The sequence below is a fragment of the Winogradskyella epiphytica genome (genome assembly GCF_003217215.1).
Taxonomy (GTDB): Bacteria; Bacteroidota; Bacteroidia; order Flavobacteriales; family Flavobacteriaceae; genus Winogradskyella; species Winogradskyella epiphytica.
Map to the genome: position 1 here is coordinate 565,828 of NZ_QJTD01000002.1, position 14,859 is coordinate 580,686.

At 33.4% G+C, this 14,859-nt stretch carries 11 protein-coding genes; 2 read left to right on the top strand and 9 right to left on the bottom strand.

What is annotated here, in order from left to right; all coding sequences use genetic code 11:
* Window positions 1–3: 3 nt before the first annotated feature.
* From DFQ11_RS07760 to DFQ11_RS07790, 7 genes are all read right to left on the bottom strand, one after another.
* Window positions 4–2,916, bottom strand: coding sequence for a sensor histidine kinase (locus DFQ11_RS07760; protein ID WP_072349320.1), 2,913 nt, complete (start codon window positions 2,914–2,916; stop codon window positions 4–6).
* 156 nt (window positions 2,917–3,072) lie between these two features.
* The gene (locus DFQ11_RS07765) at window positions 3,073–3,435 is read right to left on the bottom strand and encodes a DUF4870 domain-containing protein (RefSeq protein ID WP_110475292.1); all 363 of its coding nucleotides are present in this window, start codon (window positions 3,433–3,435) and stop codon (window positions 3,073–3,075) included.
* 62 nt (window positions 3,436–3,497) lie between these two features.
* Window positions 3,498–3,707, bottom strand: coding sequence for a YgaP family membrane protein (locus DFQ11_RS07770; RefSeq protein WP_110475293.1), 210 nt, complete (start codon window positions 3,705–3,707; stop codon window positions 3,498–3,500).
* Window positions 3,708–3,839: 132 nt separating this feature from the next.
* Window positions 3,840–4,145, bottom strand: a complete 306-nt coding sequence (locus DFQ11_RS07775; RefSeq protein ID WP_072349326.1) for a hypothetical protein — start codon at window positions 4,143–4,145, stop codon at window positions 3,840–3,842.
* Window positions 4,146–4,269: 124 nt separating this feature from the next.
* The gene (locus DFQ11_RS07780; protein WP_072349328.1) at window positions 4,270–7,467 is read right to left on the bottom strand and encodes an efflux RND transporter permease subunit; all 3,198 of its coding nucleotides are present in this window, start codon (window positions 7,465–7,467) and stop codon (window positions 4,270–4,272) included.
* A 219-nt stretch (window positions 7,468–7,686) separates the two neighbouring features.
* Complete coding sequence (locus DFQ11_RS07785) at window positions 7,687–8,763, bottom strand: efflux RND transporter periplasmic adaptor subunit (protein WP_110475294.1); 1,077 nt, start codon at window positions 8,761–8,763, stop codon at window positions 7,687–7,689.
* A gap of 101 nt (window positions 8,764–8,864) precedes the next feature.
* Window positions 8,865–10,172 carry a TolC family protein gene (locus DFQ11_RS07790; RefSeq protein ID WP_110475295.1) on the bottom strand — a complete coding sequence of 436 codons (1,308 nt, stop codon included), beginning with the start codon at window positions 10,170–10,172 and terminating at the stop codon, window positions 8,865–8,867.
* Window positions 10,173–10,590: 418 nt separating this feature from the next.
* Here DFQ11_RS07790 and DFQ11_RS07795 point away from each other — a divergent pair, with 418 nt between their 5' ends.
* Together DFQ11_RS07795 and pncA are read left to right on the top strand one after the other, a co-directional pair.
* Window positions 10,591–11,988 (top strand): nicotinate phosphoribosyltransferase, encoded by a 1,398-nt coding sequence (locus DFQ11_RS07795; protein WP_110475296.1) that lies wholly within the window; start codon window positions 10,591–10,593, stop codon window positions 11,986–11,988.
* A 28-nt stretch (window positions 11,989–12,016) separates the two neighbouring features.
* Window positions 12,017–12,622 carry a bifunctional nicotinamidase/pyrazinamidase gene (gene pncA / locus DFQ11_RS07800; RefSeq protein WP_110475297.1) on the top strand — a complete coding sequence of 202 codons (606 nt, stop codon included), beginning with the start codon at window positions 12,017–12,019 and terminating at the stop codon, window positions 12,620–12,622.
* Here the strand turns inward: pncA and DFQ11_RS07805 are convergent.
* Window positions 12,619–13,485 (bottom strand): restriction endonuclease, encoded by an 867-nt coding sequence (locus DFQ11_RS07805; RefSeq protein WP_110475298.1) that lies wholly within the window; start codon window positions 13,483–13,485, stop codon window positions 12,619–12,621. The two genes, pncA and DFQ11_RS07805, sit on opposite strands and share 4 nt — an antisense overlap.
* Before the next feature lie 43 nt (window positions 13,486–13,528).
* Window positions 13,529–14,650, bottom strand: a complete 1,122-nt coding sequence (locus tag DFQ11_RS07810; protein WP_110475299.1) for an ABC transporter permease — start codon at window positions 14,648–14,650, stop codon at window positions 13,529–13,531.
* Between the last annotated feature and the right edge of the window lie 209 nt (window positions 14,651–14,859).

A 14,859-nucleotide genomic window follows, 5' to 3' on the forward strand; every position in this document is an offset into this window, starting at 1 on the left:
ATCTTAATGTATTGGCATGGTGATGACCACTTTTGTACCTGCAGGGACGTCGTTCTCGTCATACAAATCGGTTGTAGTTATGGCTATATCACGTTTTAATTTGTTTTTATAAAGATGCACACGTTCTTCATTAGCTTTAGTAGCAAACGGTTTGTGTTGTTGGTTTGGTCGTTTTAATTTTTCGGATTGTGCGCGACCAATTCCGTTATCTTCAACCGTAATTTCTAATTTATTTTGTTGAATAATTTTCGCTTCAATATGTAATTTTCGGTCGTTTAATTTGTGTAATAATCCGTGTTTTAAAGCATTTTCAACATAAGGTTGAATAAATAACGACGGTACTTTTATCTGTTTTGTCTTCAATTGATTATCAACCGAAATAGTATATTCCAATTCGTCTTCAAAACGCACTTTTTCTAATTCTAAATATAGTTTTAAAGCGTTTAATTCCTCTTCTAAAGTAATTTCGTTTTGCTGACTGTAATCTAAATACATGCGGATTAATCGGCTAAACTTTACTAAATACGAGCTTGCTAATACCTTTTCATTCGATACAATATAATCTTGAATGGAATTTAAAGCATTGAATATAAAATGCGGATTCATTTGCGAACGTAGATTTTCCAATCTTAAGTTCGTGATTTTTTTATCCATTAAAATTTTATCAATTTCTGTAATACGTTGAGCTTCTTTTTGTTGCAATCTCCATCTAAAGTACAGCCAAATTAACCCAAAAATTGTGAGTACAACTAAACCATAAAACCAGTAGGTTTCCCAAAATGGTTTTGCAATACTAAAGGTAATTGGTGCGGCATACACCGGATTTTTAGCACTGATATTTTGCGCCTTAAGTTCTAATGTGTATGTGCCACTAGCTAAACTATTGAAATTAATAAAGTGCGTATTTAATGGTATACTTTGCCAATTGGAATCGATCTGCTTTACACGGTAGCGATAATTGACATGTCGGTTAGATTGAAAACCATTAGAATTGAATGTCAGTCCTATTTTATTAAAATTATAAGGCAATTTATAATGGCTTTGCACTAAAGTATCCCGATCATTTATTGTAACCGACCCTATGCTAATATCTGATGTTTTATAGGTTTTAAATAAATTTTTCGACTTAGGAAGCAAATAAATTAATTTGGGTAGCGTAACTACAACTTGATCTTCTAGTATCAAAAAATCGTTTACTGCTAGATTTAATCCATCTTGAGCACTAAGTAGTTTAAGAGACTTGTCTGTTAATTGATATTGAAATAAGCCTCCATCTGTAGAAATCCATAATATGTTACCATCGTGGTACATGTTGTTAATTTGAAGACCGTCTGGCAGATTTATTTCAAATTTTTCTAATTGATCGTTCTCAAATTTAAGTAAACCATTATGTTGTGTAGCGAACCAAACCGCAGATTCACTTTTGGTTATAGTATTTACTAATAGACTTTTGGATTTGTATTTTAATTCTAAGGAATCAAAATTATTAGTATCGTATACATATAACCCTTCTATATAAGAGACAAATAATTGCTTGCCTAAAACTGCTGAAGCTTTTACCCGACTTTCTTTTAATATCTTTTCTACAGGGTTATTAAAGGGATCTTTATATACTATACCTTGTCGATAATTACCATAAAACAGGGTACTATTATCTATTTTAGACAATGCTTTAGCGACTGAAAACCTATTGTCTACATGAGTGAATTGATAGGATTTTAAATCGACAATAATAGATCCTGAAGCATTAACACTCACTACTAATTGTGCTTTATTAGTATCATAAAAAAGTTTTCCAATAATGTTTTTACTCGGTAATTGTAGTGTTTTTTCGAGTTGATTTTTATTATAAAATAGTAATTTTCCATTATTAGTTCCTAGTACAAACCTATTACCATCTAATCCTATTGATGCTGTAACTTTAGCATTTATATAATCTAAATTTACTTGCCTAATATTAAGATTAGGCGAAACTAATACACCATTATTTAAGGTTGCGAACCAATAATTCTGATTAAAATCTTCCACTACATCTGTAATAGATTCCGACTTAAAAAATTGTTCTTTAAAATGTAATTGTCCCTCCTCATACTTATATACAAAGACACCAGCCGTTGTTAAAAACCAATACTCATTATTAAAACTTAAAAGATTATAAATGGTTTGGGACTTTAAGTGCTTGGGTGTGATTAGTTTCTTTAGGGAATCATCTGATTTATTTATTAGATATAATAAATTACGATTGTCTCTTTTATAAGTTAAAAACACATGGGTTTTAAAGGCAAATAACTTAGGAGATTGTATATATTCTAAACCCTCAATATTAAATAACAATTTAGTCTCAGTGCCATTAATTTTATAGACTCTGTGATTTGTAATTTGGTTCTCATTATTCACCACAAATACATAATCGCTGTCTTTACTATTAGCATTACTTATGCAAAAGCCATCAAACACTTTCGTAATTTTTTTAGTGCTTTTATGAATATCATAAATACCCTTAACGGTAAACAATCGGATATGATTTTTTAAAATTGTATAAGCAGCTAACTGTCCCTTTACTAAATCGCTTGCGTCATAAAACAACTTTAGTTTATTATTTTCCGCATAGAAAATTTGGCCATAGATGTTATTACACCATACGATGTTATCAACATCAAACTTTAATTGAAATAGAGAATTAGATTTTTGATCAGGGTGACTAAAACGTTGATATGATTTGCCGTTGTACCGGAACAAGCCTTTATCCGCCGCTAACCATATATAGTTATCCTTATCTTCGAGTATATCATAAAATTCTACATCGGGTAATGTGGACACCTCAGACATATTTTCATATACTGGATTTTGAGCATATACAATGCACTCCATTAAAAATAAAGCCATTGCAACTATATATGTTTTATAATGAGACATAAAGTGGTACAGGATTCACAAACTTAAATATTTAATCATTTTGTAGCCGTCATTTTTTCTGTAACAATGTAATTTTTTTCTAAAAAACAAAAAACGCCTACATTTCTGTAAGCGTTTTTCTTTGTCTCTTAAAAATTCTTTCCAAAAAGGACTTTACTAACTAATAAAATTAAGAGATAATGGATAGCTAGGTAATTCGCCATTACTAGCTTTTATAGCGTTTACAATAGGCATTACAAATGCCAAAATTGCAACTAATATTAACGTTAAAATTCCTAAACCAACTATAAAAATTAACGGTATACTTATAAGTGAATATAAAAGTATACTAATTTGAAAATTTAATATTGATTTTCCATGAGCGTCCATACCATCAACTTGCTCTTTTTGTGTTGCCCAGATAATAAGTGGAGCCATTAGTCCACCAAATCCTGTAACATAAGTCAGTAATTGAGATAAATGTGTGATTACCAATAATTGGTTGTCCGAACGTTTAAGCGTGTGATAATTTGATTCCATGATTAATGATTTTATACTTATAGGACGCAAATTGTGATAAAATGTTACACTATTACACTCAATTAACACGTTTTACAACTTCCACCTTCTTTCTTAACACCCAACTTCACCAAAATTGTTTCTAACAAACACCATTTAGTAAATGCCGATTGTATTAAGTTAACTCCAATAAAAACCGTAAACCACATCCAATTTGGGTTTACGTAAACGGTTAATACGACACTCAATAATACCATTGTACCAACTATAACTCTAAAATATGTATTTAACATTTTGTTTAATTTTTTAATTTCTATTGTTATCCTACAAGGTTTTAGATACTGAATCGAGTTCAGCACATGCCCTGTAGTTTTGATTATTGCTTTTGTATTTAATAGGTTTTAAAAACCTGTTAGTAAATGCGCTTATATGCATCTTTCAATAGGAACTACAACCACTTTTATAGGATTGTTAGTTTCTAAATTTGAATTAAATTCTGTTATAACATCGAATAATGTATCAATGTTTTCCTCTTCCGTAAATGAGAAAAATAAACTGGACTCATTACCCGATTTTTGACCTGCAAACCAACTTGATGTCATTAATACAGATGAACCATTTTTATATCCATCAATTTCCGAACTACTAAAGTTTTCGATATTTGCTTTTTTGAAAAGTTTCAAAACGTCATTTTGAAATTCTTCTACTGCTGTAACTATGACTAATTTCATGTCTTTTGGTTTTAACGGCGTCAGTTCGAGTGATTCCGAATACTTTCGGAATTGTATTGAGAACCTATAAACCTTCTCGATACAATTTTTTCGTCCCTCAAAAATCACTCGAAGTGACGATTTGTTAGTATTTATAATTCTTCTTCTCTATCATGTAATACACTAATGGCACTACCAATAATGTTAACACTGTTGAAACTATTGTACCACCCATTAATGAAATGGCTAAACCTTGGAAAATTGGGTCAAATAATATAACAAAAGCTCCAATAACAACGGTTCCTGCGGTTAATAAAATAGGTGTGGTTCTAACGGCTCCTGCTTCAATGGCAGCTTGTTTTAACGGTACTCCTTCAGCAGTTCTTAAATTGATAAAGTCAATCAACAATACTGAGTTTCTAACCATGATTCCTGCTAAAGCAATCATGCCTATAAATGAGGTGGCAGTAAAGAATGCTCCCATTAACCAGTGTCCAAGGATAATTCCGATTAAGGATAATGGAATCGCAACCATCATAACGATTGGTGCTTTAAAGTTTTGGAACCAACCTACAATTAAAATATAAATTAAGATAATAGCACCTAAAAAAGCTATTCCTAAATCTCTAAAGACTTCTAAAGTAATTTGCCATTCTCCATCCCATTTTACGGTGTAATCATCTTCAAATTCAGGTTGACCTAAATACATTTCGTTAATCTCATATCCTGCTGGTAATGGAATTTCTTTTAACTTCTTCTCCATTCCTAAAATCGCATACGCAGGACTCTCTAACTCCCCAGCCATATCAGCCAAAACATGAACCACACGTTTTTGATTTTTACGATAGATACTCTTCGCTGCAGTAGTCTCACTAATAGATACCAAATCTGCAATAGGCACCATATTACCTTGTTTCGATTTTACTTTTAATTGTGAAATATCTGTAATAGTCGATTTTTCCTTTTCATCTAAAGCTAATACTAAACCAATCTGGTTAACAGCATCTTCATCATACAAATGTGTAACAGCTCTATTAGACAATGCCATATTCATGGTATAAGCAATTTGCTGTGGAGCAACACCATATAACATAGCTTTTTCTTTATTGATGTCAAACTGATATTCAATTTGATCATCTTCAACCATCCAATCGACATCTACCACATCGTCTGTATTTCTAAGTATACCTTGAATATGATTTGCAATTTTCATTTGCTCATCATAATCAGGTCCATAAACTTCGGCAACAATAGTCGATAATACAGGTGGTCCTGGTGGCACTTCAACCAACTTCACATTGGCATTATACTTTGAAGCAATCTTCTGAATATCTGGTCGTAATAATTTAGCGATATCATGACTTTGCAATGATCGATCATCTTTAGCCAATAAATTCACTTGAATATCTGCCATATTAGATCCACCACGTAAATCATAATGACGCACCAAACCATTAAACGTAATTGGTGCAGACGTACCAACATAGTTTTGATAATTCACTACTTCTGGTCGTGTAGATAAATACTGTGAAATCTCTTGTGCCACAACTCCAGTTCGCTCTAGCGTTGTTCCTTCAGGCATATCAATGACAACTTGAAATTCATTCTTGTTATCAAATGGCAACATTTTCACAGCTACCGAATTGGTAAAAAACAAAGCAAACGTGCCAAGTAATACGGCAAAAGTTCCTAGTAAAAATAACCAACGTTTTCCACTATTTTCTAAAAGAGGTCTCTCAATCTTATTATAGATCTTATAAATACGCGTATCTTCTATTGCTTTTTCTGGTTTTTCTTCAGCACCCTTTTTATCTTTTTCTCTCAAGAAAATATAACCTAAATAAGGTGTAATCGTTAGGGCTACAAATAAGGACAAAATCATGGCGATAGACGCTCCAATTGGCATTGGTGCCATATATGGTCCCATTAATCCAGATACGAAAGCCATTGGTAATACCGAAGCAATTACTGTAAACGTAGCTAAAATGGTCGGGTTTCCAACTTCATTAATCGCATATAAAGCCGCTTGTTTAAATGGCAAGCGTTTCATTTTGAAATGCCTATGCATATTTTCGGCAATAATAATGGAATCATCGACGACGATACCTGTAACAAATACTAATGCGAAAAGTGTGATTCGATTAAGCGTGTAATCCATCATATAGTAACTCAATAACGTTAATGCAAACGTAATTGGTACTGATAAAAACACCACTAATCCACCACGCCAACCCATCGCCAACATTACAACAATAGTAACTGCAACAATAGATCCTATAAGGTGTAACAATAACTCTGAAACTTTATGCGATGCAGTTTCTCCATAATTTCTAGTGATTTCTACTTGTACATCATCCGGAATTAAAGTCGCTCGTAAATGATCTACCTTATCTATAATAACTTCAGCAATTTTCATAGCATCTGCACCCTTTCTTTTAGCAACCGAAATGGTCACAGCAGGATATTCTGATTTATAATCTGAAGCCTTTTCACTTCCTGCTCCAAAACCTAAACTCACGTAATTCTGTGGTACTTCTGGACCATCAATAATCTTAGCCACCTGCTTCAAATAAATAGGTTGATTTTGCTGTACACCAACCACTAAGTTTTCAACATCTGTTACAGATTCTAAGAACGTCCCAGTATTTACAAGGAATTCCGTATCGCTTTTATCAAAACTTCCAGCGCTTAATTGGCTGTTGTTTGCCTTAATCATTTCAGAGACAGACAAGAAGTCCAATCCACTTGCCGCTAATTTATCTTTATCTAAAACCACACGTAACTGACGGTCTCTTCCACCAATTTTATGCGTTGTTGAAACATCATGTACCTTTTTAATTTCGGCTTCCAGCTCTAATGCCATTTGGCTTAATTGGTAATCATCGTAATTTTCGCTCCATAAGGTTAATCCCAACATTGGCACATCGTCAATAGCACGTGTTTTTACTAAAGGAAACGTTACACCATCAGGCATTTGGTCCATGTGCTTATTGATTTCGTTGTATAATTTCACAAACGAACGCTCAATATCTTCGCCTACATAAAATTGCACGATAACCATACCTTGCTCTTTCATCGACGTTGAATACACATATTCTACACCTTTAATATTTGAGATTAATTGCTCTAACGGCTTAATTACGCGCGACTCTACTTCCGTAGGACTTGCTCCAGGATATCCTACAAAAATGTCTGCCATTGGCACATCAATTTGTGGTTCTTCCTCACGCGGAATTAAAAACGAACTATATACACCAATCACCATAAATACAATCATTAAAAGCACGGTGAGCTTCGATTGCATAAAGACTTTGGCGATTTTACCTGCGATTCCTTCTTTCATTTTGTTTATTTATTTTGGGCGTTTTAACAGGCTATCCGTTACAATCTTTTTTTGCCATATATGGCAGCAAAAAAAGGATTTCTACTTCTATCCTTAACGCGCTTACTCTTATGTGATTTACTCTTCTTTATAATACCTACAAGGTTTTTAGATACTGAAATGAATTCAGCACTTCGCCTTGCAGAATACTGAATACTGCGACTATAATCTAAATACTACCTACTGTACACTTACCTTAGCACCATTATAAAGCTTTCCTTCAGCAGAAACGATATAAGCTTCATTGGCATTTAAACCCGATAATACTTCTACTTGGTCTCCAAAAGTTCTTCCTAAACGTAACCAACGCAATAATGCTGTATTACTTTGGCTTACGGTATACACACCAGATAATTGGCCGTTAGTTATAATAGCTTCTGTTGGTACTAAAACCATTTCTGATTTAGCTTTACGTTCTACAGGAAATTGAACCGTTGTAAACATGCCAGATAAAATGTTGGCATCTGTTTTATCTAAATTTATTTTCACTAAATATTGTCCGCCTGTATTTTTTGCTGACGTACTTACTTCTGTTACTTTTCCTTTGATGGTTTGGTTAATAGATTTTACCAATACGTCAACCGTAGTTCCTTTTTTAATTTCAGAAATTTCAGATTCTGGTACCATAGCCATCACTTCAAAATGTCCTGGTGTTTCTATGCTAATTAGCGGCACTCCTGGATTTGCCATATTACCAGCTTCTACATTTTTACTAGTAATAGTGCCGTTAAAAGGTGCTGTAATATTACTGTACGTAAATTGAGCATTCACTTCGTTCTTCATTTGTTTGGCCGATTCTAATCGTGCTTTTGCCATTTCAAAATTAGCCGTCATGTCATCCATTTCTTTTTGAGATGCACTGTTTTCTGCAAATAAATTTTTAAAACGGTTGTAATCTTTTTGTGCGTTATTAAAAGCAGCTGTTGCTTCTGTAATTCCAGCATTTACTTGTGCACGTTTAGCTTGTAAATCGGTATTATTAATAGACACCAATAATTGTCCTTTACGCACTTTATCACCAACATTAACGTGTACTTTGTTTACATAACCCATCATTCTAGTACTTAAATCTGCACTATTAGTGGCCTGAATTTTTCCGCTTACCGATAAAAACGGCGAATTAGAATTTGCTTCTACCTGACTCGTTTTTACAACAATTGCAGGTGAATTATCTGCAACCGCTTTTTTGTCTTCACTACCGCAACTGGCTAATAGCAATGCTATAGATAATGTTAAGATGGTATATATTTTTTTCATTTTTAAAATTGTTTATTATTTAGGTCCTGTTTGCTTCGCAATGTGTTTTCGTCTAAAATAGATTAGTCAATATTCGTCTCCTCAAGCACAGTCGAGAAGTTTTAGCCCTTAGTTAAAAATTGTAAATAAGCTTGTGCGTAATTGTATTCAAATATGGTTTGATAATATTCCAATTGCTTTTGTGCGTATTGCGTTTCAGCTAACAATAAATCGGATGTTTTTTCTAAACCTTCTTTAAATCTGTTGGTACGAATTCTTAAAGATTCTTCCGACTGTTCTAATGCTAAAGTTGTTAGCTTTAATTTATTATCTGCATCTAAAAATGCTCGTTTTGCTTTGTTTAATTCTAAATTACTTTGTGATACATATTGTGTATATTCTAATTTAGATTGCTCCAATTCGGATTTACTTTTTTTAGCTTTCCCAAAACGTTTAGATCCTTGAAAGATATCCCAACTCAACTGCGCTCCAAATAGATACCCATTTGCATCTCCTTGAAAAATTTGATCGTCATGTAACTCATAGCTTCCAAAAGCATTTAATCTTGGTAAAAAAGCCATTCTATCTGCTTTATTCATTGCTTCATAAGCATTTGTTGCTAACTGCATTGCTTTAATATCTGAACGGTTTTCAGAAATAGATTTATCTGCAACATTAAAAGTTGCTACCGTTAAACTATCGGTTGGTGTATAAAGCACATACGATTCATCATTCATTAAAAAAGATAAATAGTTAGATGCATTTTGCACATTACTTTTTGCTGCTTGTAATTGGTTTTGAACTTCAGTCACTCGCACTTCCACATTCAAAACATCTGCACGTTGTAAATAGCCTTGTTTAAAACTATTATCAGCTAACTCTTTATTGGCATTTGCTGCTTCATGCGCTTTTTCTAAAACCGCAACTGCTTTATAAGCTAGTTGTAATTGCATATAAGCTTTTTCTACTTCAAAAGCCAAATAATCTTGTGTGCGCTCAGTTTTTAAAGACATGGCTTCCATTTTAGACTTGGCTGCTTTGCGTTGGTAAATACCATCTAAATTGATTAGTGGCTGTAAGATTTCAAACTTTGTAGTATAGTTTTCAATCTGCGAAGGGTTATTTAATAAGGCAGGATTAAAATCGTTTTGCGTTAGTATTTCTTGATTCAATTTAGAACCAAATGCCATTAACGGATTGGTTGTTGCAATTCCTGTATGACTAGCACTAATGTTTGGTAAAAAAATAGCGTTAGTCTGACTGTAATCTGCTTTTGCTTGTTTAAACTCTTCCTGAGAAATCTTAATACTTGTGTTTTTTTCTGAAACTTTGGCTAAAACTTCTTCTTTAGTGATAGGCACCAAATCTTGCGCTTGGAGTGAAAAGCCCAAAGTCAAAAAAATTATAAGTAAGTAATAGGTTCTTTTCATTTGTATTCTATTTAGTAGTACAAATGTAGACCTAAGAAAAGCCACGGTTAGTAACAAAGGTTACCTAAGAAAAAAGGCACCTATAAATACATATATGTGCCTTTTAACAACCAACCAAAAACACTGATAACCACATCAGCATTATGTCCCAATACTCCATGTTTTAAGAAAACTGAACTATTGAATCCAATAATTTACATCATTGACGTTGCAAAGTTAAGACCATTTGAGTTAATATTAAGTAACTAATGTTACTAAATATGGCACATTGACCATGTATTAGACTGAAATAACTGATTATTAGCTTCTATATAAAAATTCTAAGAACAATAAGACGCTGTTTCCTACAATATCTTTCGGATTCTTTAACATAAATCTTTCAAATTTTAAATATCTTGGTCTTTTAAATTAAAGTCTTATGAATATTACTGCAGCATATACCGACCTCTATCAACTCACCATGGCGCAAGTCTATTTTAGCACAAAGCACGATGGTCGTGTGGTCTTTGATTATTACTATAGGAATAATCCATTTGATGGTGGTTATTCAATTTTTGCAGGGTTAGAAGATTTATTAGATATTCTTGAAAACTTAAAATTTTCATCTTCTGACTTGCTTTTTTTAGAACAGCACGGATTTGAAAGAGCGTTTTTGGACTACCTAAGAGATTTCCGATTCCAAGGTAATATTCGTTCGAGTAAAGAAGGTGATGTAGTTTTCCCAACACGTCCTATTTTACAAGTTGAAGCTAATATTATTGAAGCACAAATTATAGAAACCCTTTTGCTCAATATTCTTAATTTCCAGACTCTGATAGCCACAAAAGCTAGTCGAATTAGACATAGTGCAAAAGATGGCGTGTTATTAGACATGGGCTTACGTCGAGCGCATGCAACAGGAGGTTATTATGCTTCACGAGCTGCTATTATTGGTGGTTTTGATGGAACAAGTAATGTCAAGGCTGCGGAGGCTTATAATATTCCTGCCTCAGGAACCATGGCACATTCTTTTATACAAAGCTATGGTGATGAACTAGAGGCTTTTCGAGATTTTGCAAAAGTCAGACCTAAGAACTGTGTTCTATTAATTGATACGTACAACACGCTTAAAATTGGACTACCAAACGCTATAACTGTAGCTAAAGAAATGGAAAGCCGAGGAGAGCAGTTAATGGGAGTTCGATTAGACAGTGGTGATTTGGCTTATTTATCAAAAAGAACGCGAACTATTTTAGATGAAGCAGGATTGGGTTATGTGAAAATTGTGGCTTCTAATCAATTGGACGAATACGTCATAAAAAGTTTAAAAGAACAAGGTGCGAAGATTGATATTTTTGGAGTAGGTACCAATCTAGTTACAGGTAAACCGGATGCGTCATTAGGTGGAGTTTACAAATTATCTGAATATAAAGGAGAACCTAGAATTAAACTTTCTGAAAACATCATTAAGGTCTCTCTTCCTTATAAAAAGCAAGTTTATCGAATGATAGATCAGAATGGCTTGTTCTATGGTGCCGATGCTGTAGGTATTTATTCTGAGGACAAAGTGAACGAAATGGTCCATCCTTTTGATTCAACTAAAAATTTAGACATAAGTGCTCTTAAGCATGAACCGCTTCTAGAAAGTGTAATGGAAAATGGCAAACGCGTAGTTCCTTTTAGAACAGTTAGTGAAATCGCTGAGTATTCAAAATCGAGAATGGCTAAACTCCCTGAGGAATACAAACGTTTTCAAAATCCACATATTTACAAAATTGGACTTAGCAATAAACTTAAACAAGAACGTGATACCTTAGTTCGTCAACACAAAACCTAAAGCATAGATTTACTAATAATTCTTTTTTATGAAAACTCTTTTAATAGTTGATGTTCAGAACGATTTTATACCTGGCGGATCACTTTCTGTACCAGATGGTGAAAAAATTGTTCCTATAATTAATGATCTTCAAGATAAATTTGATTTAGTAATCGCTTCACAAGATTGGCACCCTCAAGATCATGTGAGTTTTGCCAGTAATCACGATGGGAAATCTACTTTTGAAGAAATTCAACTTCATGGAAAACCACAAACTTTATGGCCTGATCATTGTGTTCAAGGGACAAAAGGTGCTGAATTTCATCCTGACTTAATAACAGATAAATTTGAAACTATTTTTAGAAAGGGAACAGACAAAGAGATAGATAGTTACAGTGCCTTCTTTGACAATGGCCATTTAAAGTCCACCGGATTAACCGGTTATTTAAAAGAAAAAGGAACTACGGAACTTTACCTATGTGGATTAGCGGCGGACATCTGTGTTTATTTTTCTGCTTACGATGCAAAAAAGGAAGGCTTCAAATGTTATTTTATCGAAGACGCTTCCAAGGCATTAGACCTTGAAGGCTTTGAAAAACAAAAGAAGGAATTAATTAATATGGGTATCCAAATTGTAACTTCGGATTCTATTTAATCATCTAAGGAAGCATGTTTTGAAAAATTGCATAGTCGTTTCACTTCATCTAAAGCACGATTAATGCGTTTTTCTGAAATCCCTATGCTTTTCATTTCATGAGTGGCATCTAGTAACTCTTTCACCAAAATAACGTCCTTTTTAATAAGTAAGTGCTTTTCTTTTTTAGATAATGAGGTTAAGGTGGTTACAGGGTACAAAGCCAAAGAGTCTATATTAGCTTTTAAACCATTGTTTTTAGGATAATCCCAACCTAACATGGTTAATCCAACACATCTGCCATAATTTAAAGCATCTTTTGAAAACCTTGTATTAGTGACCAACCAGCCTTGTTTTAAATGGGTTTTGTTTTTAGGATTTGAATTCCATTGCTTCTGAATATCTAAGAATCTTGAATTAATGTACAATGGGACTTGCACACTACTCGACCCTCGAGCATCGGAATGAAACTTACATTCTATTGCGTAAACATTGCCCTCTTTTTCAGCCAAGACATCTATTTCATGAGTAACACACGCTCCTTCTAAAATAATGCTGACTTTCGTTTTATACCCATTTTCTTTTAATAAAGCCGCAATCATACGTTCAAATGGATAGCCCGTAGGGCCTAATTCGAAAATAGCCCGCTTTAAACTGTAGCGAGAGGCTGATATCTTATTCTGTTTTTTTAATAATGCAAAGGCTTTCTTATAGATTTCATTTGATGAAATACCATCGTATATAGAAGGACGTATTTGAGCAATAATAGCATCAACTTGCTCATCTGTAGTACTACAAGACTTCAGTGAATTCTTTAATTTTTCGATTGAAAATGGTTCCATTCCTTCGGAACTTTTCTTTACAAATATTTCATTTTGTGACATCGTCTATATGTTTTAATGGCTCAGACTCTTTTAAAACGCATATCTAATTCGTTTTCTTATAACTCCAAACTGCTAATCCATTCATAATTAATGCGAATAGAAATGTTTTTAATAGTTGTGGTAATATATCCATAAATCCTGAACCTTTCAACATCACCATTCGCATTACTTCTACAAAGTATTTAATCGGGTTAAATTCTGTAAGGAGCTGAGCCCATTCTGGCATGCTTTCAATGGGTGTGAATAAACCACTCATTAAAATGAAAATCACGGTAAAAAACCAAGCAATAAACATGGCTTGTTGTTGGGTATCTGTAAAATTAGAAATGAATAAACCTATTCCCAAAACCACTAAAATATAAATAGAAGTGTATAAATACATGAGCGATAAACTGCCTAACATGGGAACATCAAAAATGAGTTTGGCTATAATTAAACCAATGGTTAATAAGCCCATTCCTATCACCCAAAACGGAAAGAGTTTACCAATGATAAATTGACTTTTCTTAATTGGGGTTACGTTGATTTGCTCTAAAGTGCCAATTTCTTTTTCTCTCACAATATTCATTCCTGATAAGAATAAAGTAATCATGGTTACCAATAAAACCAATATTCCAGGCACCATAAAGGTTTTATAGTTTAAGGTTTCATTGTACCAAAAAAGCGGAATTGTTTCGATAGTTAATGGCTGAATTTGCTTATCTGAAACTTGAAATAAATCGACCTTCAATTGTTGATTAAAACGTTGAATGATTTGCGTAACATATACATTTTCAACACCAGCTGCTGCACCATCAATCGCATTAATGGTTACACCTAAACTATTGTGTTTTTCTTTTTGAAGATCGCGTTCAAAATAGTGCGGAATTTCTAAAACAACATCTACTTCGCCTTCTAACATGGCAGAACTTGCTAATGCTTCCGAAGGAAAATCTGTTAATACTTTAAAATAAGTGGAGGCGTTAAATTGTTCTACTAATGCTCTTGATGTTGAAGTATGATCATTATCTATATAACCAAACTTAATGTTTTTTACTTCAAAAGTTGCTGCATTAGATAGAATAATGAGTTGCAGTAATGGTAGCACAAATATAATAGGAAGCATGCCTTTATTTCTAAAGATTTGCTTGAACTCTTTTTGTATGATGTAGAATATTGTTTTCATATAACTTCCTGTCTTTCGACTCCGCTCAACCTAAACTTCAGCAGGAATCTTTTTTTAATTAGAACATAGCTCCATAAAAAGTAACCTTTGCTTTATTATATTTTACACCCCAAAAGTCCCCTAAAGGGGACAACGCATTCGTTTAAATCGGACGATTGGTCCCCTTGAGGGGACTTTAGGGGTGTGTTTTACGTTTTATTTTTCATATT